Source organism: Pseudoalteromonas rubra, from assembly GCF_001482385.1.
Taxonomy (GTDB): Bacteria; Pseudomonadota; Gammaproteobacteria; order Enterobacterales; family Alteromonadaceae; genus Pseudoalteromonas; species Pseudoalteromonas ardens.
Genome location: NZ_CP013612.1, coordinates 698,579 through 725,062 on the forward strand (window position 1 = coordinate 698,579; position 26,484 = coordinate 725,062).

Annotated in this window: 21 protein-coding genes; 17 read left to right on the forward strand and 4 right to left on the reverse strand. The window is 44.3% G+C overall.

Translation table 11 applies throughout. From position 1 onward, the window contains the following. Window positions 1-18: 18 nt before the first annotated feature. Window positions 19-1,104 (reverse strand): MBL fold metallo-hydrolase, encoded by a 1,086-nt coding sequence (locus AT705_RS22130; RefSeq protein ID WP_058798505.1) that lies wholly within the window; start codon window positions 1,102-1,104, stop codon window positions 19-21. Window positions 1,105-1,238: 134 nt separating this feature from the next. Here AT705_RS22130 and AT705_RS22135 point away from each other — a divergent pair, with 134 nt between their 5' ends. Next, complete coding sequence (locus tag AT705_RS22135; RefSeq protein WP_058798506.1) at window positions 1,239-1,505, forward strand: hypothetical protein; 267 nt, start codon at window positions 1,239-1,241, stop codon at window positions 1,503-1,505. A gap of 64 nt (window positions 1,506-1,569) precedes the next feature. Here the strand turns inward: AT705_RS22135 and AT705_RS22140 are convergent, their stop codons facing one another. Both AT705_RS22140 and AT705_RS22145 read right to left on the reverse strand, forming a co-directional pair. Then, on the reverse strand, window positions 1,570-2,520 hold the full coding sequence (locus AT705_RS22140; protein WP_058798507.1) for a carbohydrate kinase family protein: 951 nt from the start codon (window positions 2,518-2,520) through the stop codon (window positions 1,570-1,572). Continuing rightward, the gene (locus AT705_RS22145; protein WP_058798508.1) at window positions 2,520-3,710 is read right to left on the reverse strand and encodes an AGE family epimerase/isomerase; all 1,191 of its coding nucleotides are present in this window, start codon (window positions 3,708-3,710) and stop codon (window positions 2,520-2,522) included. The genes AT705_RS22140 and AT705_RS22145 overlap by 1 nt, the downstream gene beginning before the upstream one ends. 170 nt (window positions 3,711-3,880) lie before the next feature. Here AT705_RS22145 and AT705_RS22150 point away from each other — a divergent pair, with 170 nt between their 5' ends. From AT705_RS22150 to AT705_RS22230, 16 genes are all read left to right on the forward strand, one after another. Then, window positions 3,881-5,152: a sugar MFS transporter gene (locus AT705_RS22150; RefSeq protein WP_058798509.1), complete on the forward strand. Its 1,272-nt coding sequence runs from the start codon at window positions 3,881-3,883 to the stop codon at window positions 5,150-5,152. 189 nt (window positions 5,153-5,341) lie between these two features. Continuing rightward, complete coding sequence (locus tag AT705_RS22155; RefSeq protein ID WP_058798510.1) at window positions 5,342-7,693, forward strand: GH92 family glycosyl hydrolase; 2,352 nt, start codon at window positions 5,342-5,344, stop codon at window positions 7,691-7,693. Window positions 7,694-7,734: 41 nt separating this feature from the next. After that, window positions 7,735-8,445: a basic secretory protein-like protein gene (locus AT705_RS22160; protein ID WP_058798511.1), complete on the forward strand. Its 711-nt coding sequence runs from the start codon at window positions 7,735-7,737 to the stop codon at window positions 8,443-8,445. Between the two features lie 223 nt (window positions 8,446-8,668). Continuing rightward, window positions 8,669-10,558 carry a methyl-accepting chemotaxis protein gene (locus AT705_RS22165; protein ID WP_058798512.1) on the forward strand — a complete coding sequence of 630 codons (1,890 nt, stop codon included), beginning with the start codon at window positions 8,669-8,671 and terminating at the stop codon, window positions 10,556-10,558. 187 nt (window positions 10,559-10,745) lie between these two features. Then, on the forward strand, window positions 10,746-11,498 hold the full coding sequence (locus AT705_RS22170) for a DUF3450 domain-containing protein (RefSeq protein ID WP_058798513.1): 753 nt from the start codon (window positions 10,746-10,748) through the stop codon (window positions 11,496-11,498). Window positions 11,499-11,544: 46 nt separating this feature from the next. Next, a complete protein-coding gene (locus AT705_RS22175) occupies window positions 11,545-12,879 on the forward strand; it encodes a MotA/TolQ/ExbB proton channel family protein (protein ID WP_420492129.1) in 1,335 nt (444 codons plus the stop codon). A 2-nt stretch (window positions 12,880-12,881) separates the two neighbouring features. Beyond that, window positions 12,882-13,409, forward strand: coding sequence for a MotA/TolQ/ExbB proton channel family protein (locus AT705_RS22180; protein WP_010381299.1), 528 nt, complete (start codon window positions 12,882-12,884; stop codon window positions 13,407-13,409). A gap of 21 nt (window positions 13,410-13,430) precedes the next feature. After that, complete coding sequence (locus tag AT705_RS22185; protein ID WP_010381303.1) at window positions 13,431-13,841, forward strand: ExbD/TolR family protein; 411 nt, start codon at window positions 13,431-13,433, stop codon at window positions 13,839-13,841. A 9-nt stretch (window positions 13,842-13,850) separates the two neighbouring features. Beyond that, complete coding sequence (locus AT705_RS22190; protein ID WP_010381305.1) at window positions 13,851-14,456, forward strand: energy transducer TonB; 606 nt, start codon at window positions 13,851-13,853, stop codon at window positions 14,454-14,456. An 18-nt stretch (window positions 14,457-14,474) separates the two neighbouring features. Continuing rightward, window positions 14,475-15,779 (forward strand): tetratricopeptide repeat protein, encoded by a 1,305-nt coding sequence (locus tag AT705_RS22195; protein ID WP_058798515.1) that lies wholly within the window; start codon window positions 14,475-14,477, stop codon window positions 15,777-15,779. Window positions 15,780-15,951: 172 nt separating this feature from the next. Continuing rightward, window positions 15,952-17,679 carry a hypothetical protein gene (locus AT705_RS22200; protein ID WP_058798516.1) on the forward strand — a complete coding sequence of 576 codons (1,728 nt, stop codon included), beginning with the start codon at window positions 15,952-15,954 and terminating at the stop codon, window positions 17,677-17,679. A 90-nt stretch (window positions 17,680-17,769) separates the two neighbouring features. Next, window positions 17,770-20,457, forward strand: a complete 2,688-nt coding sequence (locus tag AT705_RS22205) for a TonB-dependent receptor plug domain-containing protein (protein WP_058798517.1) — start codon at window positions 17,770-17,772, stop codon at window positions 20,455-20,457. 600 nt (window positions 20,458-21,057) lie between these two features. Then, window positions 21,058-22,170, forward strand: coding sequence for an aspartate-semialdehyde dehydrogenase (gene asd, locus AT705_RS22210; protein ID WP_058798518.1), 1,113 nt, complete (start codon window positions 21,058-21,060; stop codon window positions 22,168-22,170). Window positions 22,171-22,655: 485 nt separating this feature from the next. Further along, complete coding sequence (locus AT705_RS22215; RefSeq protein WP_058798519.1) at window positions 22,656-23,027, forward strand: hypothetical protein; 372 nt, start codon at window positions 22,656-22,658, stop codon at window positions 23,025-23,027. A 664-nt stretch (window positions 23,028-23,691) separates the two neighbouring features. Further along, the gene (locus AT705_RS25430) at window positions 23,692-23,898 is read left to right on the forward strand and encodes a hypothetical protein (RefSeq protein ID WP_157576951.1); all 207 of its coding nucleotides are present in this window, start codon (window positions 23,692-23,694) and stop codon (window positions 23,896-23,898) included. A gap of 68 nt (window positions 23,899-23,966) precedes the next feature. Next, window positions 23,967-24,263 carry a hypothetical protein gene (locus tag AT705_RS22230; protein WP_058798522.1) on the forward strand — a complete coding sequence of 99 codons (297 nt, stop codon included), beginning with the start codon at window positions 23,967-23,969 and terminating at the stop codon, window positions 24,261-24,263. Between the two features lie 532 nt (window positions 24,264-24,795). Here the strand turns inward: AT705_RS22230 and AT705_RS22235 are convergent. Beyond that, the gene (locus AT705_RS22235) at window positions 24,796-26,262 is read right to left on the reverse strand and encodes a KAP family P-loop NTPase fold protein (RefSeq protein ID WP_058798523.1); all 1,467 of its coding nucleotides are present in this window, start codon (window positions 26,260-26,262) and stop codon (window positions 24,796-24,798) included. Between the last annotated feature and the right edge of the window lie 222 nt (window positions 26,263-26,484).

A 26,484-nucleotide genomic window follows, 5' to 3' on the forward strand; every position in this document is an offset into this window, starting at 1 on the left:
ACCTGTTTGTGACTTTGGCTAGAAAGTCACACTCTCTCCTTCATTGAGTATGTAGATAGGGCGCGTTGGTGCCAGCGTTTGTTTTACGTGAAGTAGCCGAAACAGCGCAGAGTGGGAGGTTAAATCTCCCATTTTCCAGCTCATATTGCCATATCCCCAGGGCACCACCTGCTTACAGTTAAGATCATCGGCGGCTGCTAACATATCTTCCGGCGTTAGGTGAACATTTCTATACCAATTACCATATTCCTCATGGTGATACGACGCGATTGGCAGCAGACAAACATCAATATCCCCATATTTCTTTTGTATGTCTTTGAAGTGAGCAGAGTAGCCAGTATCTCCTGCGTAGAACAATGTTTTTCCCTGATACTCGAATAGCCAGCCACCCCACAATGTTGCGTCGTTGTCTTCGGTTAGGTAGGGGACAATCACCCGGCTGCTAAAATGGTGTGCAGGCACAAAGTGCACGGTGAGCGCATTTTGCTGAGCACTTGCATACCATGCCATCTCGTTAATCTTGTATCCGCCATCAGCAAAGTAATCGGCAAATCCGAGTGGGGTATAGTAGGTTGGCTGAGTTCCTAAGGCTGCTATATCTGCTTTATTGAAGTGATCGTAATGTATGTGGGAATATACCACACCTGTTAGATTGTCCAACTCAGAGCTCACCGGCCACTCTGGCTCAGTGCGATAAAATCCCCCGGTTAACTTAAAACCTAGGTCAATTGGCCAATCAAACTGTTCACTCACAGGGTCTACGAGTATTTGCTGTCCATCAGGCATAGTTAGCAAAAAACTCGCATGTCCCAGCCATTTGACCTGAAAGCCGTACTTACTTTCGACATTAGGTTGCTCACCTACGTAGGCACATTGCTCCATATTGTCCTGGCATTCAATGAATGGGGTGTCAGGGTAACAGGATTCTTCACAAGTATAGGGGTAGTTTTCTGGCTGTTTATAGAGATTGGCAAATCGGTCTGTATATCCTTCCGTGGTTTTATATTTGACCACTGTGTGTTCTGATTGCGTGATCTCAACCTGATTTGCGATACAGGCGCTCAGGCAGATAGTCAAAGGAAGCACTACATAGGTTTTGTTCATGAATCGGTTCTTTTCTTATTTTTTTACTGTGATACGCTTGCGCCTAGCATAGCATAATTGATCAGCACTAAATCAAACGCTTAGATGTAAGCAGGTATGAATGTACCTGTGCTTTTTGTCGACGAGAGTAGAGAATGGACAGAGTTGCGCCAGAAACCTGGTATGCGGTTGGGTTATTTTTTTCGCTTATTTTGGGACCTTTTATTGTTGGCTGGGGTGTAATGAAGATATATCGCCGATATCGCCCAAAAACACCATCAATGCAGGATCAAAGTTATGTGTCTGTGGTTGCTCAGCTGAGTGCGCAGCGGGATGGTTTTTTTAGACTCTATCTGGTTGGCCTTATAATTTGCTCACCACTTTTCTACTATGTTTACACCGAATATCTGATCCACATTTGAAGTCCAGGTGTCAGGTTAGTACATATGAATAAAGGTGCTTCCATGCACCTACTCTCACAAATCTTTATGTAACATCTTTATGCCCAGGTAAAGAATTGAACGCCCCGTAACGGGTCACTGCATAAGCACCGCAGCGGCTGGCATATTCGACAGCTGAGTTTACGATGTCCGGATCGCCCAGCAATGAATTGATGGCCTGGTTTTGTTGCTGGCGAATGAGCGTTGCCAGTAACCCTCCTACGAATGCATCTCCTGCTGCCGTGGTGTCGACCGCTGTGACATCAGGGACATTGACACTTCCTTCAAATGAGCGTCCATAAAATCGAATCGGATTGCCGCCATCTGTAATGACGAGCAATTTTACGTTTGCAGCCATAATCGCGTCGATGGTATGCGACTGTGGTAGGCTCGTATGACTTTGGGTATTTAAAAACTCGAGCTCTTCAAGTGACAGTTTCACAATATCTGCGTTGGAAATAACATGCCAGACACGCTTTGAGCAATGTGCCAGGGAAGCCCACAGGTTTTCTCTCAGGTTCATGTCAAAGCTGGTGGCCATTCCTTTTGCGCGTGCCTGAGTCAAGGCAGATATGGTTGTTTTGTAGATGTTGCTTTCAGTCAGGCTATTACTACAGACATGTAACAATGAATGGGTGTCAAACATCTTGCTGTCAAAGTCATCCGCGCGAAATAGCAGATCAGCCGCTGGCGGGCGATAGAAGCTGAAGCTCCTTTCTCCGGAATTATCCAAAGAAACAAACGCAAGTGCGGTTTTTGCTTTATCTGTGCTGATCAGGTAATCACAATTTACCTGATTATGCTGCAATTCACGTTTGATAAACTTGCCAAACATATCATCACCAACCATACCACAGAAGCTCGCTGAAACCCCCTGACGAGCTACGGCCACTGCGACATTTGCAGGCGCTCCGCCTGCATATTTAGTAAAAGATTCAGGCTCTTTACCATCAGACAGAAAATCTATCAGGGCTTCACCAAAACAGACTAAACTCATTATTTCTCCTGCCCAAGCTGCTTAGCTCTCAGTACTTCGTAACAAGCCCCCATGGTGTGATAGTCGGTTTTGCCAGCAGGACTTTTTTCGTTGCTGTACTTCTCGTTACGACTGTTCAGGATCCTGTACCAGGCACCATGTTCATGGTCTATCATATTGTCCCAGCAATACTGCCATATTTTGTCGTACCACTGCCAGTAGCAATCTTCGCCCGTAGCGTGAGCAAGCAGAGCGGCGGCGGCAAAGCTCTCAGCCTGAACCCAAAAATACTTGTCAGCGTCGCAGATACTCTTGTCTGGCGCAAATCCATAGAATATTCCGCCATGCTCTTTGTCCCAGGCTGTTTCTAGTGCGGCGTCAAACAGGTAGCGTGCACGCTCTATCATCCAGTCTTGTGGCATGTGCCTATGCAGGATTAGGAGTAACTTGCTCCACTCGGTCTGGTGGCCTGGTTGAAACCCCCAGGGGCGAAAAAGGTGTTTGGGATTATCCAGGTTATATTCCCAGTCGATCTGCCAGTTCTCAGTGTAGTGTTCCCAAATAAGGCCATCAGCCAACTCTGCCTGTTTTACTGTCATTGTGAATGCCAGGGTGTGAGCGCGTTCGAGAAATTTGTTGTCATTAGTGGCCTCAAAACACATTAATAGCGCTTCGCACATGTGCATATTGGCATTCTGACCACGATAAGGGTCTGCAATACTGAAGTCGCCGTTATACTCGTCGAGGTATAGCTGGTAATCGCTTTGAAAGTATTTCTCTTCTAACAAACACCAGACGGACTCAATGGTGTCTGTGGCTGACTCAATTCCCGCCTTAAGTGCGACGGCATTAGCAAGCAGCACAAAGGCAAGGCCATAACAATGATTGGTGGTGTCTTCAGCCTGTTTTTTATTGATGACCCAAGCATATCCACCATTTGGTTGCTTATGCACCGTCTCCAGAAAATCCAGACCGTTACGTACCTGATTCAGATATTCAGGCTCTTGGGTCTGCAAAAAGGCCATCGCATAATTGAAGACAAACCGGGTACTGGAAACCAGATGACGAGCATGCTGATTGTAAACGGTGCCATCGTCCAGAAAATAGTGGAAGAAGCCACCACTGGGGTTGATACATTGAGGGTGGTAAAAGTCCATTGTCCGGTTAATATGCTTAAGTAAGAAATCGTCGTTTTTGAAATTTATAGACATAACCTTTCCAGTCTGTGGTTATTCTGCCTGAGTCTAGTGACTTGGCGGTACTCTCTTTGCATCTTACTTTAGCACCATCAAAAATAAATTGGAACGGTCCAATAAAACATTTGTGATTTTTCTGTAACAGTGTGTAGAATCACTGAATCCTTTAACACGGAGTATTCCAAGTGAGCGAAATCAACACTAACCAAAGTTATGTTGCCAGTGGAGATGCAAAGAACAACAACTATTTGTTACCACTGACCGCAATGACCACCCTGTTTTTTCTATGGGGATTCATAACCGTACTTAATGATGTACTGATCCCGCGTCTCAAAGCGGTGTTTGACCTGAGTTATACCGAAGCCATGCTTGTTCAGTTTTGCTTCTTTAGCGCCTATTTTATTGTCTCTTTACCAGCTGGTGCTTTTCTAAAACGGTATGGCTACAAAAATGGTGTATTAACCGGCCTTGTTGTTGCAGCGGCTGGCTGTCTTTTGTTTTATCCAGCGGTTGTCGTACATGAATACTGGTTATTCCTGACTGCTTTATTTGTATTGGCTTCAGGTATTACGGTTTTGCAGGTGTCTGCAAACCCATATGTTGCAGCACTAGGCCCGGAAAAAACCGCGTCCAGTCGATTAAATTTGGCGCAAGCGCTGAATTCTCTGGGTACTACGGTCGGTCCGGCTGTTGGCGGTATGCTGTTGTTTGGTGCCGGCGCGAGCATGGCGACAGATGCGAGTGCTGACTCTGTTAAAGTCCCTTATCTGATACTGGCAGGAGCCTTGTTGCTGATAGCCGCAGTATTTGCATTTCTTAAACTACCAACAATTGAAGCGCACACAGAAGAGGGGGATTGTAAAGCACGTGGTCACAAGTTAACTGAAGCACCCCATCTGGTTATGGGTGTGGCTGCCATATTTTGTTATGTTGGTGCTGAAGTTGCGATTGGTAGCTTCCTGGTTAACTATTTTGCAGAGCCTTCGATCGCCGGTATGGAAGAGCATACCGCAGCAAAATATATATCTTATTACTGGGGTGGTGCTATGGTTGGCCGCTTTATTGGCTCTGCCGCTTTGCAGAAAATCTCTCCTTCTAAAGCGCTGATGTTTAATGCTATTGCAATCATTGCGCTGTTGCTGCTCACTATGTCAACCGATGGTAAACTGGCTATGTTTGCAGTACTTGCGGTGGGTTTGTTCAACTCAATCATGTTCCCGACTATTTTTTCTATTGCCATCGAGGGACTCGGGTCACTAACCAGCAAAGGTTCAGGTTGGTTGTGTCTGGCGATTGTAGGTGGAGCGTTGGTTCCTCTGGCTCAGGGTCTGGTTGCAGACAGCGCTGGTATACAGATCAGCTTTGTTGTTCCTATGGTTTGCTACGTATTTATTGCATGGTATGGCCTGAACGTGGTGTCTCTATACAAACAGTGGCAGCAAAAAGTCGATTGCTAACCATCACCTTTTTAAGCCGGCCTCAGTGCTGGCTTTTCACCTTCTCAGCTCATCATTTTTAACTTCTCACTTTTTATCTTCGCAATTATTTCTTATCCTGTTTCTATTGAATACGTATTCATTTGCGGTGTAAGATAGTGCTAATTGGAACGGTCCAAATAATTACAATTAGGTATTAAGGAGAGGTGCATGTATCGCATCGTATCAGTAGCGACTATGGCTACTTTGATATCTGTCTCATCACTGGGGATGGCAAAAGAGTCAAACACGCAGTGGGTAGACCCATTTATAGGCACCGGCGGAGACGGTCATACGTTTCCTGGTGCGGTTGTCCCTTTTGGTATGGTTCAGCTCAGCCCTGACACGGATAACCCTATGCGTGGGGTATCACCGCAGCCCGAGATTTACAAGCGGTGCGCAGGTTACCACTATGATGACACCACCATAGTTGGTTTTTCTCATACGCACTTTTCTGGCACGGGCCATTCGGATCTTGGTGATTTGCTGGTTATGCCTATCAGCGGGGAGGTTAAAACTGATCCTGGCACCGCAGAAAACCCAGATGCGGGCTATCGTTCACGATTTTCGCACGATCAGGAATGGGCTGAGGCAGGTTACTATGGGGTAGAGCTGCAAGATTATAATATCAAGGCCGAATTAACGGCCAGCCCCCGTGTAGGCATGCACCAGTACACCTTCAAAAATGGTGGCGAGGGTCATGTTCTGTTTGACCTGACCAGTGCAATATATAATTTTGAAAACAAAGTGATTTGGAGTGATATTCGCAAGATCAATGACACCACACTGGTTGCTTATCGGGCAACTAACGGGTGGGCGCGCAATCGCCAGATGTACTTTGCTATTGAGTTTTCTCAGCCAATAGATAGCTACCGTTTCATCAATGAAGACAACATGCGCTATCGTTGTATGGGTTGCCTTGGTAAGGAAAAGCACTCAACGATTGAAAACAAAGCAGTTAAAATGACAGCAGGCAAAGCGGTTAAATTCGTAGCCAGTTTTGACAATGTAGAGAGCAAACCGCTGCAAATCAAAGTGGCGTTATCTGCTGTCAGTCGTAGTAATGCACTCGAAAACCTGACGGCGGAGATCCCGCACTGGGACTTCAACAAAGTTCGCAAAGCCGCCAGTGCGCAATGGGCATCGTATTTAGATAAAGTCGACGTTGAAGGCACTCGCTCTGAAAAGCGTCAATTTTATACCGCACTTTACCACGCATTGCAGGCACCTAGTCTTTATCAGGACGTGAATGGGCAATATCGCGGTGTAGATGGCGAAATCCATGATGGTAAGGATTTCGAACATTACACGCTTTACTCGTTGTGGGATACCTATCGTGCGTTACATCCGCTGCTGACCTACATAGATCCAAACAGGGTCTCGGGTATGATCCAGTCAATGCTGGTGCACTATCAGCAAAGCTACGAAAAAATGTTACCTATCTGGTCATTCCACGCACACGAGACCTGGACCATGATTGGTTATCACGCTGTTTCTGTTATTGCTGATGCTTATCTTAAGGGGATCCGCGATTACGATGTTGAACTGGCTGTAGAGGCCATCATTAACACTGCAAACAACCCGGTTTATGATGCGATCCCGGAATATAAAAAGTACGGCTATGTGCCTATGGATGTGTTGCCTGAATCCGTTTCTATTACGCTGGAATACGCCTATGACGACTTTGCTATTGCCAGAATGTTCGAGGCAATGGGTAAAAGTGAGCAGGCTAAGCACTACTACGCCCGAGCAATGAGCTATAAGAATGTTTTTGACCCAAAAAGTGGCTTTATGCGCGGTCGTGATAGCCAGGGCCGCTGGGATCCTGAATTTAATGCATTTAAAGCTAAGTACATGGGACCATTTACAGAAGGTAACGCAATGCAGTACAGCTTTTATGTGCCTCAGGACGTTGCCGGTCTTATTGAATTAATGGGCGGGGATGAGGCATTCACGCAGCGACTGGATGAATTGTTCGATACGCCGCTGTCACATGACATGATTAAAGAGCACGAGGACATTGCGGGCCTTATCGGTAATTACGCACACGGCAATGAGCCTAGCCATCACATCGCTTATTTATATAACTATGCGGGCAAGCCATGGAAAACCCAGGAACGTATCCGCCAGATCATGGATACACTGAGTTCAGACAAGCCTGACGGACTTGCCGGGAATGACGACGTTGGTCAAATGTCTGCCTGGTATATTTTCTCTGCAATGGGCTTTTATCCTGTAGCGCCGGGCGACCTTGCTTACGCGATTGGTGCGCCTCAGACGCCTAAGGTCACTCTGAAGCTGGCAAATGGCAAGCAATTCACGACCACAGCAGTGGGTTTGAGCGACACCAATAAGTACATTCAGTCAGTCACTCTCAATGGCAAAGCGCTGCAACGCAGTTACCTGACTCATGACGATATCATGGCTGGGGGAGAGCTTAAATATGTTATGGGTGACAAACCGAATAAACAATGGGGCAAGACTGATACAGCCAGACCGCCTTCTTTGTCAGAGTATAAATAATGAAAGCGTTTAGGATATGTCAGATAGCCTGTGCACTATTCATGTCGGCGTCACTCTGTGCTTCTGAGATAAACACTCAGCTAAAGCCGCTTGCTTTTGATGCTGATATCGCATGGCAGCGGTTTAGGCTGCCTAATGTGACAATCAGAAATTTCAGCGAATCAAGCCCCGCGATTTGGCAGTATGTTGATATCAGGTTGGTAAGTCAGATTTCATATAATGTTGCGAGGCTACTTTATAAGGATATGTCTGTTGCACCTCAGCTGCCTGAAATTGAAATCATCCTGGAAGACATGAAAGGGGTTGCGTACAAAGAGGGGGATTTTAATGGTGCAAAAATACACATCAGCGCTCAATACCTTGCGAAATTTGCCGAAGGTAAGTCGCAACAAGCATTGTATGATGAGTTGATTGGTGTGTTGTACCATGAGATAGCACATGCTTACCAATTTGATGATAACAACTACAAAGAAATAGGTCCCGTGATAGAGGGAATTGCTGATGTGGTCCGTATGAAGGCAGGGTACGTTGATCCGAGCTTTCGTAATGCAGGCGGTAACTTTGACTCAGGATACAAAACCACCGCGTTTTTTATTCACTGGCTAGAAACAACCGGCCATCCGCATCTGTTGGTTGATTTGAATGGACAGCTAGACCCTAATGATGACAAACAGTGGAGCTGGGAGACGTTCTCTGAGCACTCAGGGATTGATTTGTCGCTTAGCTGGAAGGCGTATCAATCAGAGCTTTAGCACTTTTTGATAATTATTGTGTGTCATACAAAGGTGAGAAATATCTCACCTTTTTTCGTTCCCGACGTTGACACTTGTTTAATAACCGCTCAACTGAAAAATAAATCGCGAAAACAAGTGTATAATTGACTTAAGGCAGCAAAAGTTTCGCCGATAAGGTAAGACAAACTCGTTAAGATTTGGTAAAACAAATTTGTATTAGCAGAATTAACACAGGATCCCCATGTTTAGTGCGCTTAAATTTACAACTAAAATAACACTGGCCGCTTCATTGGTGCTGGTGATCGTGCTCTCCCTTTTTACGGTGAACAACTTTATTCTGATGCGCTCGCAAACTCAGGCTCAGCTGACTCTGGTATTGCAGGAAATCTCCGAGTCCGTGTCGCAAAATATTGCAAACTGGCTGAATGACAGGCTGGATATTGTCAGTTCAGTAGCCAGCGGTCATCGTCGTGATGATTCAACCGCAGATATATTGCGCCGGGTTCAAACTGCACATGAAGCCGGACACTTTAAAAATACCTTTATTGGTACGCCAGACGGCCAGTTCGTCCTGAACGATACAACGGTGGTGTTACCAAGCGACTTTGATGCCACTCAAAGGCCCTGGTATAAACTGGCAGAACGTAAAAGAGATACCGCATTTACGACCCCTTATATAGATGTAACCAGTAATGAGCTGACCATTACGGCTGTGGTGCCTATTATGAACAATGGTCGCTTCTCTGGTGTTGCCGGTGGCGACATAGATATGGTCACCATCACTGATATCGTCAATGAAATTGATTTTCTTGGTTATGGATATGGCTTTTTGCTAGACGCCGAAGGGCGGATCCTGAGCCATCCAGACACGCAGCTGAATGACAAACCAATGGTGGATTTATTCGGTACTAAATTGCCGCTCACTGAAGCGTTCGCAGAATTAGAAATCGACGGAAAAGAAAAGCTCGTTTCCTTTGTGGCCATGCGCGGCATTAACAATGTTGATTGGTATTTAGGCGTAGTGATAGACAAAGAGATTGCTTATAGCTCTGTTGCATCATTTCGCAATATGGCGCTAATTTACATGCTGGTCGGTGTTGTGGTGATAGTGGTGATGTTACAACTGTTGCTTAAATACCTGATGCGACCTATGGTTCACCTGAATGAAGCAATTAAAGACATAGCACAGGGTGAAGGTGATCTGACACGTCGGCTGGATGTAGAAAACAACGATGAATTTGGTGAGCTATCGAATTATTTCAATCTGTTTGTAGATAAAATTCACGAGAGTATCTCCAAAGTCAAAGAAACCACACTGGCACTTGAGCAGGTTATGGCAGGGTTGCAATCCCAAACTCAGGGGGCGCTGGACATTTATACTGAGCAAACCAAGCGTACCGATAGTGTCGCTACTGCAATTAACCAACTGTCATCCAGTGCGGTTGAGATTTCTAATAGTGCCAAGCATGCGTCTGAACTTGCCACTGAAGCAAACAGTCTGTCGAGTCAGGGTCAGGTTGCGTTAAATGCCAACATTGAAGAAATTGGTTCTCTCAGCGCTAAAATGCAAAAAGCGCAATCCACAATCGATGGTCTGGATAAACTGACCGCAAGCATAGGTCAGGTCTTAGAAGTCATCAAAGGGGTCAGTGAGCAAACTAACCTGCTGGCACTCAATGCAGCGATAGAAGCGGCACGTGCGGGTGAGGCTGGCCGAGGCTTTGCTGTGGTCGCAGACGAAGTCAGGCAGCTTGCTCAGCGTACCCAAGAGTCGACACAGGAAATTGAAAATACTATCGGCGAGCTTCAACAGGGTTCTGCTTCTGCCGTTGCCGTGATGAAATCAAGTATTGATGATTCTAGTAATAGTGCAGAACAGGCCCAGTCTGCCGGGACTAAGATGCAGGAAGTTACTCACGCTATTGACTCTATTGATGGTGTGAATCATGCCGTTGCAAGCGCTACACAAGAGCAAAATGCGGTGATCCAGTCCCTCGACAGTGATATTCATGGGATAAGTGATTTATGTGTTCAGGGCAGTGACAGTCTGACAAAAACATTGCAAGAATGCCATACGCTAAAATTGCAATTTGATGAACTCGAAAATATGCTCGCCAAATTTAAAGTATAATCCTTTCAAAGGCTGCATGATCGCAGCCTTTTTTATTTGTTGCGTTAAAATAAACAATCCCCTCCATGAACTAAATATGACATCTGTAACCTAACTGTATTGTTAGCGCAACATGGATGTCATTTAGGCACATTAGACTGCACGCAATTCCAATATAGCAACAAGCAAATATTAAAAGGTGTATGCGATGAAGTGCGTTAACCACTTGCTATTAGCAGGTATGGTCGCTGTTGCGGCTAATGCTCAGGCAAATGATCTGAACAAAGTCATTGACTCAAGTTCGGCAATCAATCAGTCCGCTCAACAGTCTCAAAATAAAATCAACTCGATTGCAGACGATATGCAGTCAAGATTACAAAAATTCAGAACACTGAATAAAGAGATCGATGGCCTGGTAGTGTATAACGGCCAACTCGATAAGCAGATAAAAAATCAATTAGAAGAAATGGCTGCTATCAATGAGTCAATGGATCAGGTATCTGTGATTGAGCGTCAAATCACCCCTCTGATGATGCGTATGATCACAGGTCTTGATCAATTTGTTTCTCTGGATGTGCCGTTTTTGAAAGAAGAGCGTGCAGAGCGTATTGCTAAACTACAGGCAATGATGGACCGCGCAGACGTGTCTTCCAGTGAAAAGTTCCGTCGTGTTTTAGAAGCCTATCAGGTAGAAGTTGAATATGGTCGTACGATTGAAGCGTATTCAGCTCTGTTAACTGTTGACGGTCAGGAACGCGAAGTTGATATGCTGCGAATCGGACGCCTTGAACTTCTTTATGTAACAAAAGACGGCAGTAAAGCTGGTAGCTGGAACAAAGACAGCAAGTCATTCACAGCACTGCCAGACACCAATATCAGTCAAATCAACAAAGGTATCCGCATTGCACGTAAGCAACTTGCCCCGGATATGTTAACTCTGCCAATTCAGGCTGCAGAATAAGAGGTATATGATGAACTTTTTTAAATCTTTCAGCCTAAAAACCGTTATGGCAGCGACACTGGCGCTGTCGAGCTCCGCATTTGCAGCTGAGCAGGCAATGGACCTGGATACGCTGTTGAAGCAACTTGAGCAAGGCCAGAGTGCACAAAATGCACAAAACGCCCAACGTGAAGCTCAGTTCAAAGCACAGCAGAGTGAACAGGTAAGAATGCTTCGTGAGTTAACGTCTAACCGCGATGGTGAGCTAAATCGTTCAGAGCGTCTCGAAACTCAGTTTGAAGAAAACGAAATTAAACTTGGTAACCTGAGCGATACGCTTTCAAAGCGCATGGGTTCACTAAAAGAGTTGTTTGGTGTTCTACAGCAGGTTGCTGGCGACTCAAGCAACAAGTTCCGTACTTCAGTTGTCTCTGCAGAAATTCCTAACCGTAGCGCCTTTATGGACGATATGGCGAAACGTATGGGCTCAAGCACAAAGCTCGCTTCAATCGAAGATATCGAGAAGGTATGGGTAGAGCTGCAGCGTGAAATGACAGAGCAGGGTAAAGTATCTCGTTATACCTCAGACGTAATTGTTGCTGGTGGTACTAAAACGCAAAAAGAAGTACTTCGTGTTGGTGCATTTAACCTGATTGCAGACGGTAAATACCTGTCTTACAACCCTGAAACTAACACATTGTCTGAACTAACGCGTCAGCCTACAGCGCGTTTCACACAAAGCGCTGCTGAGCTTCAGAGTACACAATCTGGCATTGTTGATTTTGCACTTGACCCGACTGGTGGTTCAATCCTGGGTCTGTTGGTTCAGGCGCCAAACACCAAAGAGCAGGTTGAGCAAGGTGGTGCAGTAGGTTATGTCATCCTTGGTGTTGGTCTGCTGGCATTATTGATTGCGCTAGAGCGTTTCATTTCACTGATGATTATGGGTGCTAAGATCAATCGCCAGCTGAAAGACTCTGTTGCACGTGAAGACAACCCGCTGGGTCGTGTGATGAAAGTTAAAGAGCAGTATCCTGATGTTGCATACGACACGCTTGAGCTGAAACTAAGCGAAGCAATTCTGCGTGAAATGCCAAAAATTACCCGTAACCTGACTCTGATTAAAATCATTTCAGTAGTTGCGCCACTATTGGGCCTGTTAGGTACCGTAACCGGTATGATTAACACCTTCCAGGCAATCACACTTTTCGGTACAGGTGACCCGAAACTGATGGCGGGTGGTATCTCTACGGCGCTAGTAACAACGGTTCTTGGTCTGGTTGTGGCTATCCCGACGGTATTCCTTTACACCCTGCTTAACACTCGCTCTCGTAATCTGCTGCTTATCTTGCAAGAGCAAAGCGCCGGTATCATCGCTGAACGTAGCGAGAAAGGAGCGTAATTGTGGTTCTTTTAGTAGATGCAATTAATGCGCTACGTGAGTTCCTAGATACAGGTGGCCAGGTTCTCCTGGTCATCGGACTGGTCACTTTTCTGATGTGGCTGTTGATCCTCGAACGTTTTATGTTTGTTTTCGGCAAATTCAGAACTTATCGCAAAGATCTGCTGAATAGCTGGAGCAGCCGAGAGGAGAGAAACAGCTGGAATGCAGAGCAGATACGCCAGGCCATGATCTCACGAGCCGGTATTCAGCTTAACAGTAATCTGCCTTATATCAACGTGATGGTTGCCTTATGTCCGCTATTGGGCCTGCTAGGTACGGTTACAGGTATGATTGAAGTATTTAATGTGATGGCAATCACAGGTTCCGGCAGTGCGCGTTCGATGGCAGCCGGTGTGTCTAAAGCCACTATCCCAACAATGGCGGGAATGGTTGGCGCGCTTTCCGGGGTGTTTGCCTCGACTTTCTTACAACGTAAGGCCAAGCGCGAAGTAGAACTGTTGGAAGACAAGCTGTTGCTTGACCACTAGAAAAGATTTTGAGGAAACATAATGAGAGCTCCATTAGCTAAGGTTTTTCAGGAAGAAGAAGCCGAAGAAATTAACATGACACCCATGCTGGACGTTGTATTTATCATGCTTATCTTCTTCATTGTAACGGCGTCATTCGTTAAAGAAGCGGGTATCGATGTGAACCGCCCGGAAGCCGCAACAGCAGTTAAAAAGCAGCGTGCCAACATCCTGGTTGCGATTTCTGACAAAGGTGAGATTTGGATTAACAAACGTCAGGTTGATATTCGCGCTGTACAGGCAAATATCGAACGTCTGAAAGCTGAAAATCCACAGGGCAGCGTTGTTATTCAGGCTGATAAAAAAGCAACGACCGACACCTTAATCAAGGTAATGGATGCATCTCGTGCCGCGGGCGCGTTTGATGTCTCGATTGCTGCACAGGAATCATAGGATTAGAAAATGCGTTACTTACTAGCACTCGTTATTGCAGGTATTGTGACTTTTTTCTTGTTTCTCGGTATGCAAGCACTGATCACAGGCGGCGAAGGCAAGATGGACGAGCCGGTAAAAGGCAACGTTCTTGACTTTGTACGCCTGAAAAAAGAAGAAACAGTCCAGAAAAAAGAACGCAAACCACAAAAGCCGCCAACACCAAAAGAGCCGCCTCCGCCAATGGATGCACCGCAGATGCAAAGTAATAATCTCGATGCAGCTGGTGCTGACTTCAATTTCAGCGCAGATGTGGCGGCCGATGTGGATCTCGCAGGGGGGTTAGCACTTGAATCCAGCGATGGCGAATATTTGCCTATCGTTAAAGTGGCACCTGTTTATCCAAGGCGTGCACTGTCTCGCGGAATTGAAGGCTATGTCATCGTTGAGTTTATTGTAACTAAACAAGGCACAGTGAGAGATCCGGTTGTCGTCAAAGCCGAGCCCGAGAATATTTTTGAACGTGCAGCAATGGATGCAGCGTTGAAGTTTAAGTACAAGCCTCGTGTTGTGAACGGTGAAGCGGTTGAAGTGGCCGGAGTTCAGAACAAGATCTCATTCCAGATAAACGGCTAACAGACAAAAGGTGCGATTATGAAACTATTTAAAAAAGCCCTGTTGGTAAGTGCACTAAGTTGTGCTGGTCTGGTGGCGCCAAGCCTTGTCTCGGTGTTACCCGGCGTAGACCTGGCTGTAGCTCATGCTGAAACTAAAACCAAGCGAGTTCCGGCACTGCGCGAGAAGGTATACAGCCAGCTTGCACGTGCACAAAAATTGGCTGATGACGGTGATGTAAAAGCTGGCCTTGAGGTGCTCGACTCCATCAAGGAACGTTCAGGAAGTATGAACTCTTACGAAATTGCCATGATGCACAATTTCTATGGGTTCATCTACTACAACGAAAATCAGCTTGATAAAGCTATCGGTTCTTTTGAGCTGGTTGTCGCTGAGGAAGCGATCCCGGAATCATTGAGATTATCGACAACCTTCAGTCTGGCGCAGCTGGCGATGGCAAATGGTGATTACAAGGCAACGGTTGATTATTTAGATAGATGGAAGAAAATAAATACTCAACCAATTAAAAGTAATTACTATGTATTAAAAGCACAGGCTTTATACCAGGGTAAAGATTATAAATCAGCGGTAGAGAATATCAATATAGCTATATCGTTAACAGAGGGTGAGGGAAATGTACCTAAGGAAAACTGGTTAGTTTTACAAAGGGCATTATATTACTCATTAAGTCAGCCAGAAAAGGTGGCTGATGTGCTCGAGAAAATGATCAAGCTGTTTGATAAGCCTGAATACTGGGTTCAGTTAGCTGGTATGTATGGCGAATTAGGCGAGGAGAAAAAGCAATTGGCTTTGCTGGAAACAGCTAAGCAGAGAGGCTTTATTCAAAAACGCAGTGACATTATTCAGCTCGCTCAGGTTTATCTGTTTAATGGTTTACCATACAAAGCCGCGGTAGCTTTGGACGAGGGCATAAAAAAAGGCGTAGTTGAAGGAAATGCTAAAAACTATGCTTTTATCGCTGAGGCTTATGTACAGTCTAAAGACGAGAGCAAATCGATAGACTATTTTGTTAAGGCTGACAAAGATGTTAGCCATGGCAACTATTTGCAGCGTATAGCCGAAGTGTACATCAACCTGGAAAAGTTTGACGAAGCAGCAGATGCAGCCCGTAGCGCACTGGACAAAGGGGACCTGACCTTTGAATCGAACGCCTATGTTGCGCTGGGAATGGCACAGTATAATTTGAAAAACTTTGATGCCTCTATACTGGCATTTGAACAGGCAGAAAAGCATAAAAAGTCGGCTAATCTTGCCAAGCAGTGGATAAAATACGTTAAGCGAGAAAAAATTCACGCCGAAACGTTAAAGCAAGCTCTGTTATGATTTTATAATCGCAACACCAAAGCCGCCTTCGGGCGGTTTTTTTATGCCTGAAAAATAAAAGCTCTTACCCTAAATGGATACTTTCATTTTTTTGAAAATAAACAGACACACAAATGAAATATATGGTTTATATGATAACGCTAGCTCAAATAAACACTCAACGGAGAATAAAATGAAACTTACTGGGTTATTCAAAGTAAGCCTTGTTACATCTGCACTTGTACTAGCTGGTTGTGGCGGTGACATCGAAGTAACACCGACTGTAAATGATACAAGCGTTACAGATTCTAATAATACAACAACAACTACTAATAATGGCACAGACAATAATTCCGGTGGTGATAACGGTAATGGTGGCGACAACGGTGATGGTAAAGAACCTGGTGTTACTAATCCATGTGTAAGCCGTACAGTGGCTGGCACTGAAGTTCAGGGTGACTACCGCAATAACAAGCATTGTTACTATGATACTTCGTTCGCAAGCAAAGCATTAGAAATCACAGAAAACATTACATTCGATGCATTACCAGATGGTGGCGCACACGTATTCGCTGGCGCACTGCTAATTGGTGAAAACTGTGACACTAGCACAGGTTGTACAGTACCAGAGACTGGTCCTACTCTAACAGTAAAACCTGGTGCAACTATGGCATTTGCTTCAGGTGAAGCGATTGTTCGCATCGCTCGTAGCGCTAAAATCATGGCTGAAGGTACTGCTGACGCACCTATTACGTTTACATCAGCAAACGACATTGAAGAATTTGACATTACTGGTTTTGGCCCACAGTTTGCGGACTGGGGTGGTATCATGATCAATGGTAAAGGCCTGACTAACCAGTGTAAGAACGAAGAGCGTGCAGCAGGTCTGTGTAACGCCAAAACAGAAGGTATCACTAGTCACTTCGGTGGTAGCGACAATGCAGACAGCAGCGGTAACATCAAGTATGCTAAAATTTTCTACGCAGGGTCGGGTCCTCGTGAAGGCGGTGTAGGTGATGACCTTAACTCTCTGACATTGAATGGTGTTGGTTCAGGTTCTAGCTTTGAGTTCCTTCACATTCACCAGGGCTTCGATGATGGTATTGAGTTCTTTGGTGGTGCAGCGAACCTTAAGAACATTGTAGTTACAGATACCCAGGACGACTCTATCGATATCGATGCAGGCTGGCAGGGTAAAGCCCAGTTCATCTACATCAAACACGGTACTATTAAAACCAAGAAAGACGTGAACTACACCGGCGAAGATGAAGATAAAAACAAGGTTGTTAAAACTATCGAAGCTGGCACCGAAGGCTTCATGGGTAACAATGGTTTCGAAACTGACGGTGAGAAAAACAAGGGAGAAGAGTACAACGACGTAACTCCTTCTAACCCAACTATCGCAAACGTTACTGTAGTAACGACTGACGGTAAGTCAATCCGTGATAATGACCCTTCACAGGCTGCAACTTTTGACGATGCAATTCGTGGTCAGTACTACAACACACTGTTTGTTAAAGAAGAAAATGCAACAAATGCAACAGCTTGTCTTCACTTTAAAGACAGCGACGCAGCACAAAACGCTGTTGATAACGTACTAAACTTCCACAATTCAGCATTGGCTTGTGTGACTAACTTCACTGAGGGAAGTAAAGATCTTCCTGGTGAAACGCACACCGCTTGGTGGGATAACGATGGTGCTAGCATCATTCTTGACAAAAAAGGTGATGTACTGGCAGCTGATGGTTTCTCTACAAACGTAGATTCTGCGGATATCACGATTGAAGCAAATGACCTGAAATCTCTAAATGATGATTTCTTCGAAGAAGTTGACTATGTAGGCGCAGTTTCAAGCGCAGATACGTCAAGCGCTTGGTACAAGTGGGTTGAAGAAGCTCTTGAACTAGCTGACAAAGATTAATCTCTAAGATTACTTTGTTTTTAACTCAATAAGTATTTCGAACTAGGCGCATTGATTGCGCCTTTTTTACGAGTTTTATCAGGATTGCAAATGAATACGCAGATAAAATTAAGAAAAGTAGCTTTGGCAGTAGGTGCTTCTTTGTCCGTCGGTATGACTGCGCCTGTATTTGCTGAAGAAGCGCAGGAAATTGAAGAAGTTGTTGCAGTCGGCTCACGTCTACAAGGTAGTGCTGCGGCTGTTATTGAAGAGCGTAAAAATCAGGCATTTGTTGCAGATATACTGGGCGCCGAGCAATTGTCACGCACCGGTGATAGTGATGTAGCGTCTGCTCTGCGCCGTGTAACTGGCCTAACGCTTGTCGATGGTAAGTTCATTTATGTACGCGGTCTCGGTGAGCGTTACTCAAGTGCTCGATTAAATGGAGCAGCGGTACCTAGCCCGGATCTAACCCGAAACGTTATTCCCCTGGATATATTTCCATCGAGCATCATAGAGAGTCTGGCTGTTCAAAAAGCATATTCTCCTTCTATGCCTGCTGCTTTTGGTGGTGGTAACATCGACATCCGGACCAAATCGGTACCGAGTGAATTTGTAGCAAATATTGAAGTGGGTGTTGGTCAAAACCTCAATTCGCAAGATGGCTATACCTATAACCGTAATGAAAAAGGTATCCCTGTTGCAGTTCAAACTGCCGTAGTACGCTATCGTGGCGATCTGTCTTTACGCGGTATAGTAGAGAGAGAAAGGTTTGAAAACACTGATACTCTAAGTGCTGCAGATCAAGCTTTGGTGATCAACAAGTCTCTGGTACGTGAGCTGCCGCGGGACATTCGGGTACAAGAAGAGTCTTTGGATCCGAACTACGATATAAAGGCAAGTATTGGTAATAGCTTTGACGAGGACTGGCTGGGGGGCACTATCGGTGTGCTTGCGGCTGTGTCTTATGACAATGACTGGAAGTATTCAGAGCGCATGAGCGCGGTATTGGATCAGTCATTTGAAGAAAGCTGTACGACGAGATTAGAGACTGAAGAAGACGCGGTTAACTCTTGTTACGTTACGATGAAAGACTCTAAAGTAACAACTCAGACTGAGAAAATGAGTGGCGTGTTTAACCTTGGATATAAGTACGAGCAACACAACGTATCTTATTCTAAGATATATCTTGAAGACACTGAAGACGAGTCGGAACTGTCTATCTCTCAGAGCCCCAATGGCAGTACTGTTAGAACGATAGCTGCAACAGGACAGGCATATCGTAATTACGACTTTAACTACGAAGAGCGCGTTCTGGACATCGACCAGGTTGTTGGCCAACATACATTTATGGATTACATGGGGATCGGTGTTGACTGGCAGTATACAGAGTCAAAAGCTGAAACTAAAATCCCCACCAATATCGATTATGATTTCATAGATAACTATGGCGATGATGGCGCGTATGTAGACTCTATCGTAACGGGTGATGATAACCGTATCCTCTACTCTTACACAGAAATGGAAGACAATGTAAAGTCGTACAGCGGTAACCTTACATTGCCATTATATCTGGAGAACATAGAGCTCACCTTTAAAGCGGGTTATGACTTCGTTGACCGGGCGCGTGTTTATTCAACATCAAGCTTTGCGATACACAATGAGACAAATATCTCTATCCCAGTTAACACGGGTTCAGACGGCATTAATGACATTACAGCCTATTTGAATGACGACTTTGTCTCTAGTAATGATTTTTTATTGGCCTTCAATGAACCGACTGCGCCTAGTGCAGACGATTACATTGCGGCCCAGAAAATTGATGCAGGCTACTTTGAGTTCGACGCGATTTTTGATAACACATGGCGCCTAAGTGGTGGTATCCGATACGAGGATTTTAAACAAGTCTCTATAGGTACTTCTAGTCTTATCTTTGATCGCATTACCCATAGCACAATCTACTCAGAAGAAAGGATCCTAGCGGGAACAGTCAATGAAGATGACTTCTACAACGCGCTTTCCATGACTTATCTGGGTGGTGAAAAGTACCAAATAAGGTTTGGTTACGGTGAAACAGTTGTTCGTCCTGACTTACGTGAGTTAGTACCTGTTTCGTATTTTGATCCATTGACAGACATTCGTACATTCGGTGTTGCAGGCCTCAAGAGCAGCGAGCTGCAAAACTATGATGCACGTTTCGAATACTACATGGACAACGGTGATAACTTCTCGGTAGGTGCATTCTTTAAAGATATTACCTCACCAATTGAGACTGTGCTGCAAGTAGGTGACGAGGATTACACAGCTACTTTCGTTAACGGTGAAACCGGTGAGGTATATGGTGTTGAAGCCGAGTGGCTTTACGACTTATCAGGTGTAGTCAGTGGGTTCTTTACATCGGGTAACGTAACATTGAGTGACTCTGAAGTTGAGATTGATCCTGCTAAGTCTGGTAACTTAACAAACCCAACTAAGCGCATGACCGGACACTCTAAGTATGTAGTTAACTTACAGCTTAACTACGATTCGGCAGATGGTCAGCACAGTAGTTCACTTGTTTACAATGTGTTCGGTGAACGCATTCTGGCATCTGGTATTGGTGGTCGCGAAGACGCGTTTGAGCAGCCATTCCACTCACTGGACTTTGTTTATACCTGGTACCCGGACTTCAATTCACAAGTTAAGTTCAAGGTTCAAAACTTACTTGATGAAGAACAAGAAGTTACTCAGTCTGACTACATAGTACGTCAGAAAGAGGCTGGCACTAGCGTAAGCTTGAGCTACAAGTACGAATTCTAAGTTCGTTTTTTAGAAATCCAAAAGCCTTCGGTCCGTTGAGTCCCGAAGGCTTTTTTTATTCAAGTTCCCCCTTGGAAACTCGCCAATACTTTTGCGTAAAACTGAATGTCATAAGAGTGTGCTCACCAAAAGAAGGGTACAAATGAAAGTGATGACTGTTTGAGCCTTTCGTTGTGTTCGTAAATTTGCTCTAAGTCAATTTCTATAGGTTAAGATGGTGATAAGGTTAAGCTTATGTGACATTTCTGGTTTTGCCAAGGTGGGAAAATATTTTCTTAGTTTTCAGATCGTTGTAATCAAAATTTCTTGAACCCTTGTTAGAATTAAGCCATACTTTGTTCTCAAATACAAAATCAGAATTTTGGCAATTAGAATGAGTTTCTGATCGCTAACTACCTAGTTCTAAACTGTTGCTTAGGCGGCAGTATGGGACACAACCTTTACATGTTGTATCCAAACCCCGCTTATGCGGGGTTTTTTATAATTTATGTACAAGTTTAACGTTAAAAGTATAGTTTCTTCGGATAATGTTTGCTATTTTTAGACGTCTAGACATACCTCTCACGCAAAGTACTCAATGATTCAAAAAAAGGTAATACCATGAAAAAAGTAGGACTAATTGGTTGGCGTGGAATGGTCGGCTCTGTATTGATGCAACGTATGCACGAAGAAAATGACTTTTCTGATATTGAAGCTTATTTCTTCACCACATCTCAAGCCGGGCAGGCCGGACCGGAAGTTAACGGCGAGGCTAAAGCACTATTAGATGCCTATGATCTCGACAGCCTGTCGCAAATGGACATTATTTTGTCCTGCCAAGGCGGTGATTACACCAAGTCGGTATACAGTGACTTAAGAGGCAAAGACTGGAATGGCTACTGGATAGATGCAGCATCCGCATTAAGAATGTCATCCGACAGTATTATAGTGCTGGATCCGGTGAACAAAGATGTTATTAAGCAAGGCCTGGAGCAGGGCGTTAAGACCTTTGTTGGCGGAAACTGTACGGTCTCTTTGATGTTGCTGGCACTGGGCGGCTTATTCGAGCAAGACTTGATAGAATGGGTGAGCCCGATGACCTATCAGGCGGCATCCGGTGCCGGCGCGCGTAACATGAAAGAGCTGATCGCCCAGATGGGTGACATACATGATTCAGTCAAGGCACAATTGGAAGACCCAGGTGCGGCAATACTGGAAATAGATAAATTGGTCGCCGAAAAGTTAAAATCCGACAGCCTGCCAACTGATCAGTTTGGTGTCCCGCTTGCCGGCAGCTTAATTCCCTGGATCGATGTACCAATGGAAAGTGGGCAAAGTAAAGAAGAGTGGAAAGCTCAGGTCGAAGCGAATAAGATTCTGGGATCGAGTAAACAACCGATCCCTGTTGATGGGATCTGCGTTCGAATTGGCGCAATGCGCTGTCATGCTCAGGCGATGACGATTAAACTTCGCGAAGATATCCCAGTCGAAAGAATCGAAGAAATTCTGGCATCACATAACGAATGGGTAAAGGTGATCCCGAATGATCGTAATATTACGGAGCAGGAACTTACCCCTGTAAAAGTGACCGGTACGCTGAGCATTCCAGTCGGAAGAATTCGTAAACTAACCATGGGGCCGCAATATATCAGTGCATTCACTGTGGGTGATCAGTTGTTATGGGGTGCCGCAGAGCCATTACGGCGTATGCTTAGAATTATTGTTGAACAATAAAGCATACCAAAACTTCAGAGACACCAGATAAAATCGCACACGAGCGATTTTATCTGGTGTAAATGTATTGAGTGATTTCTGAAAATTAGGTGTTCAGGCGTCTATCTAATTTATCGGAACTGATTAGCTTAAGACTAAATAAGATAACGCCATTCGTTGGAGCTAAGAGTACAAGATTCTTTAATGCCTCTTAACCAAGCATTCGCACACACTCAAACGCCTTATTTAACATCCTATAATTTCGGATCAGCATTATGTTGAGAAAGGCCCCAGCCAGAATAGTTATTGGCTGGGGCCTTGTGGTTTGTGCGAGGGATAATAGTTATACCCGAGCACCGCAAGGCCGTTCCGCAGCGCCCGACACATAGTGTTGTATTATGGGATGATTGCCCCGCCTAACATGAAATTCGTAACACAATTCAAGCTTGACCAAATTGCTTAGCAAAGCTAGTCTATCTAGAAAAGCGTAACGGGAATCAAGTTTTATGGATATCAAAAAGAGAAAGTTGTCAGATTCGGTCATCGTTTTCAGTGATTCGTCAGGCAAAAGAGCAACCTACAATACTGATTTTTCAGAAGTTTCAATTGTCGGCTCTGTCGATTTCAATCCCCAGACTGTAAATTCAGAAGACGAAGCCGAGCAATATTTTTGTGATTACCTTTCGGCTTTGGCCAGTAGCGATGACAAAGAACCTGAGCAACGTCGACCACATGGTGGCAGACGTAAGGGTTCTGGTCGTAAAAAGTCTGATGACCCGAAATCACCAATGCGGGTAACAGAATCTGAAAAGGCTGTTATCGAGTGGTTGCGAGATAACCCGTTGGAGATGGACGCCATCAGAATGAAGATGTTTTAGTTAGGGCCGTAGGCCGATTAACATTCCAGTGGCTTGACGGTTGTAATAGTCGGGCATCAAAAAACCCTGATGGTTATCAGGGTTCGTCATCACTCAAGTTGCCAGGCGCAAATCGCGCCCCGATTCTGACCTGCTCAGAAAAGTAAATCGCCTTCCTGACAAGCCCATCTTTTTTTCAGTCAGTGCCTTTGTATCAGAATGGGCACAGTCTGAGAGTCCACATACTTTAATAGTGGACTCTAGTCCCATTTTGACAGTCTTGTTTTTTGTGTTTTTATTTAACCGTTTGTTTTTATTGTCTTTTTTCATGTTTTTTTGTTTTATATTGGTGTCAACAAGGTATCAACTCAGTCAACACTAAATAAACCCAAGGTATACTAAAGTAAACACATTTTTCTTGATTTATCGGTTTTCTCTGATATTGTGTGTTTACCTTGTGTGTTCTTTTGGGAGATAATGGATGTCTAAAGAGGTCGTTTTGTGCCGATTTAGGGTCAATTCTAAGCTTAAAAGTGACTTCTCGGCGCTCTGCAAGTCCAATCATGTGACTCCTAGCTTCGAGCTTAGAGACTTTATGAGCCGATCTTTGGGGTTGGGAAGGCTTGATTACCAATCGAGGGCTTTACACGCTCCCTCGACGCCTCAGGACTCTATAAACAATATTTTGAAGTTTAGGAGGGCTTCGGGGCAGGAGACTGTTGAACCTAAGCCTGAGCTTCCGGATTATCAGGAAGACTTCGATTTGGACACGACTTTCAACTTTAAGCTTGACCCTCAGTTGAAAGAAATGTTCTCTGAGAAGTTTAGTGATTTACCCTTGAGTTCTGAACTCAAGCGTTACATGAGCTATGTTGTTCGCAAGAATAGCTAACCAGTTGGCCATAGGGGTGCGGCAACACCCCTAAAGGCCTTACACATTAAAAATAGGAAGTCTTTAATATGCAAACCAATTCTACCACTTTAAGCCCAGTAATGAACTCTGATGCTGCTGTATCGGATTTTATCCATAAAATAATTTCATGCGAAAAAGTTACAGAGCTGGCTACCATGCACTGTGAACTGTCTCATGGCCTGTTTGCTTCGCTGAACGGTGGCGCAGATGTTTCTGATGTTTTGCCGTTGCTGGAGCGCTTAGTTGACCAGTCAGAAGAAATCGCGTCTCTTTTGAATCAGCGTAAGGCGTTTGAAGCTGAACAGCTTGTTTCAGGCTCGGGCATTCTTGTTTGTGGCGATTAACATGGGTTTTAAAAGGGGGTCACTGGTGACCACCAAAACCGAACGCAATTCGGCTTGCCGAATTCCGTCGGTTGGTGTGGTCATCTGGATTTCCTTCAATCTTGTCGCTTTAAGTGCTGTAACAGGTCGAAAAAATAGAGTGATTTTCCACTAAATCAAACATCCCATAATTTATATTATGTTAAATTGCCTTGTTCTCTGGTTTAAGCGCTCAGAGTACCTGTGTAATCTAGCCTATACCGGTATCGACAATGGCTAGCCTCTTACTTAAAGGTATAAATTGGCATTCAATTTTGCTAACGATGCTTATCCGTAATTCGCCAGCTCTGATGTTTATGGTTATTAAACTTCCTACTCGGCGCTAGAAGAACCTTTCGTAATATCGTTCTATCGTCAATTATCAATGCTGTCGGTGGTCGATTTTGGTAATGGTGACTTTTAGTAAAGTAAAGACCGATACTAACCAGTATCGGTCTTTAACCTTGTGCAAAACTGAATTGCTTAATATTAATCACTGTCATTTCATAGAATGCTATTCAAAGTTAGCAGCGAGTTCCACATATCTAAAGTAGTCTTCAAATTGCATCGTGTTTAATTGAGCTTTTTCGGTAAACAGCTGGTAATAGCCAACTGTAACGAAAGCTTCAGGTTCGTTAATTGGAGCAACTTGATTCAGTTTCCTCCATTGAGTGTCATCTTTTGATGCCTCAGAAATTGTCGCCCTCCTAACGCCAGCTGACTCTGAATGCAAGATAAAGATATAGGCGAATAAGTCAGCGATATATAAATAATCTTTGCTTTCTTTTCTAACCTTTTTTGCATAGCCGGCAGAACCTTCCTTACCATAAGACCTCTTTTGCTGATATTTAACAAGCAGCTTCTCATCAACTGTGTCCCTTTTACTAAGCTTTTTTTCTAGATAAGAATACATGTATTCAGGGTGATCATGTTCGCAAAGTAATTGGAGCATTAGATGACAGTCACAATAAGTGTTCGTACCGATGTAACTTATTATGGATTCAAATTTTGCAAACAATTGCTCCATTCTTCTCAATGAAAGCTGATATATCGTCCCAATACATGCCAGAATATTACTTATGTGCACAAAGGGAGTTTCTTTCTCAAGCTTGAGCGGCAGTTGAAGTTCTTCCAACATTTGAGCTATTTGCGAGGACTCAACAAGGTATTTGCTAAAAGTAAATTTGTCTGGCTCTGGCAGCTTTGCACTGCGGTTAAAAAATCTAGAGAGATACTCTTGGCCGTTGAAATCAGCTCCATATATGGCTTTTATCGAGTGTCCCAACTGCTCAGTATCTGTGGCGACTACAAACATGTAGCCAGGCATTTCAAAAAAGTGCTTTATGGTTTCAAGTAACTCAATCGCATAATTAGGTCTGCACCGGTCAAGTTCATCTACTATGACAACTATTTGCTTCTTGTTAATTACTTCTGCATATTCACTTAGGAACGCTTTTAGACTTTTAACGGCCCCTCTTTGCTTTGGATACAGTGACTGTAAGCTATGCTCTTTGTCACTAGCTGTGTTGGCAGTTAGCAGGTCTTTTGCTGGCGTATATATAGGACCCAAGCCAGAAAGAGCCGCCGCGCAACCGCCTATCTCTAACATCGAATTCCATATCTTTTTAACGGTTTCGTTCACCTTTTGCTCATATTCATGTGCCCTGTAGCCTTCGTGTTGTGCTACCAATTGTGAAGTTATTTCACTGACTATAACGAGTAATGGATCTTTTGAGAAATCAGATTCCCAGGCATTGATATATACAACAGGTGCTTCATCTATGTATCTTAATTGTGTATAGAGCTGGCGAAGGAAATGTGTTTTACCTATGCCCCAAGTACCATTGATGTTCAGAGTAAAGGGCCTTTTTTGTGCCTTTATGTAAGAACTTATGAATCTTCCATACTGTTCATTTCCAAGTTTACAGTGTTCCCAACTGTAGTGCTTTTTCCATCCATCAAATTCGTTAGCGCCTGCCATAAAGTAGTTTCCTTGCAATCTCCCAATCATTTTAACTTTTACTATTTTAATGTGTTCCCACAAAGCATCAAACTCAAATAATAGAGCGATTGTTACGCGTACCAGGCTTTAATTCAGTTAAACAAACCATAGAAAATTGGGCAAAGTCATGCCATTCACCTCCTCTATCTGACCAACCAACATAAGCACTAAAAACAACCCATTAGCTCATTTTATTGCAGA

What these genes read in the sequence shown, in the direction of transcription:
- AT705_RS22130 (WP_058798505.1), bottom strand. Translation starts at nt 1,104, where the DNA reads ATGAACAAAACCTATGTAGTGCTTCCTTTGACTATCTGCCTGAGCGCC.
- AT705_RS22135 (WP_058798506.1), top strand. Translation starts at nt 1,239, where the DNA reads ATGGACAGAGTTGCGCCAGAAACCTGGTATGCGGTTGGGTTATTTTTT.
- AT705_RS22140 (WP_058798507.1), bottom strand. Translation starts at nt 2,520, where the DNA reads ATGAGTTTAGTCTGTTTTGGTGAAGCCCTGATAGATTTTCTGTCTGAT.
- AT705_RS22145 (WP_058798508.1), bottom strand. Translation starts at nt 3,710, where the DNA reads ATGTCTATAAATTTCAAAAACGACGATTTCTTACTTAAGCATATTAAC.
- AT705_RS22155 (WP_058798510.1), top strand. Translation starts at nt 5,342, where the DNA reads ATGTATCGCATCGTATCAGTAGCGACTATGGCTACTTTGATATCTGTC.
- AT705_RS22160 (WP_058798511.1), top strand. Translation starts at nt 7,735, where the DNA reads ATGTCGGCGTCACTCTGTGCTTCTGAGATAAACACTCAGCTAAAGCCG.
- AT705_RS22165 (WP_058798512.1), top strand. Translation starts at nt 8,669, where the DNA reads ATGTTTAGTGCGCTTAAATTTACAACTAAAATAACACTGGCCGCTTCA.
- AT705_RS22170 (WP_058798513.1), top strand. Translation starts at nt 10,746, where the DNA reads ATGAAGTGCGTTAACCACTTGCTATTAGCAGGTATGGTCGCTGTTGCG.
- AT705_RS22175 (WP_420492129.1), top strand. Translation starts at nt 11,545, where the DNA reads ATGGCAGCGACACTGGCGCTGTCGAGCTCCGCATTTGCAGCTGAGCAG.
- AT705_RS22185 (WP_010381303.1), top strand. Translation starts at nt 13,431, where the DNA reads ATGAGAGCTCCATTAGCTAAGGTTTTTCAGGAAGAAGAAGCCGAAGAA.
- AT705_RS22190 (WP_010381305.1), top strand. Translation starts at nt 13,851, where the DNA reads ATGCGTTACTTACTAGCACTCGTTATTGCAGGTATTGTGACTTTTTTC.
- AT705_RS22195 (WP_058798515.1), top strand. Translation starts at nt 14,475, where the DNA reads ATGAAACTATTTAAAAAAGCCCTGTTGGTAAGTGCACTAAGTTGTGCT.
- AT705_RS22200 (WP_058798516.1), top strand. Translation starts at nt 15,952, where the DNA reads ATGAAACTTACTGGGTTATTCAAAGTAAGCCTTGTTACATCTGCACTT.
- AT705_RS22205 (WP_058798517.1), top strand. Translation starts at nt 17,770, where the DNA reads ATGAATACGCAGATAAAATTAAGAAAAGTAGCTTTGGCAGTAGGTGCT.
- asd (WP_058798518.1), top strand. Translation starts at nt 21,058, where the DNA reads ATGAAAAAAGTAGGACTAATTGGTTGGCGTGGAATGGTCGGCTCTGTA.
- AT705_RS22215 (WP_058798519.1), top strand. Translation starts at nt 22,656, where the DNA reads ATGGATATCAAAAAGAGAAAGTTGTCAGATTCGGTCATCGTTTTCAGT.
- AT705_RS22230 (WP_058798522.1), top strand. Translation starts at nt 23,967, where the DNA reads ATGCAAACCAATTCTACCACTTTAAGCCCAGTAATGAACTCTGATGCT.
- AT705_RS22235 (WP_058798523.1), bottom strand. Translation starts at nt 26,262, where the DNA reads ATGGCAGGCGCTAACGAATTTGATGGATGGAAAAAGCACTACAGTTGG.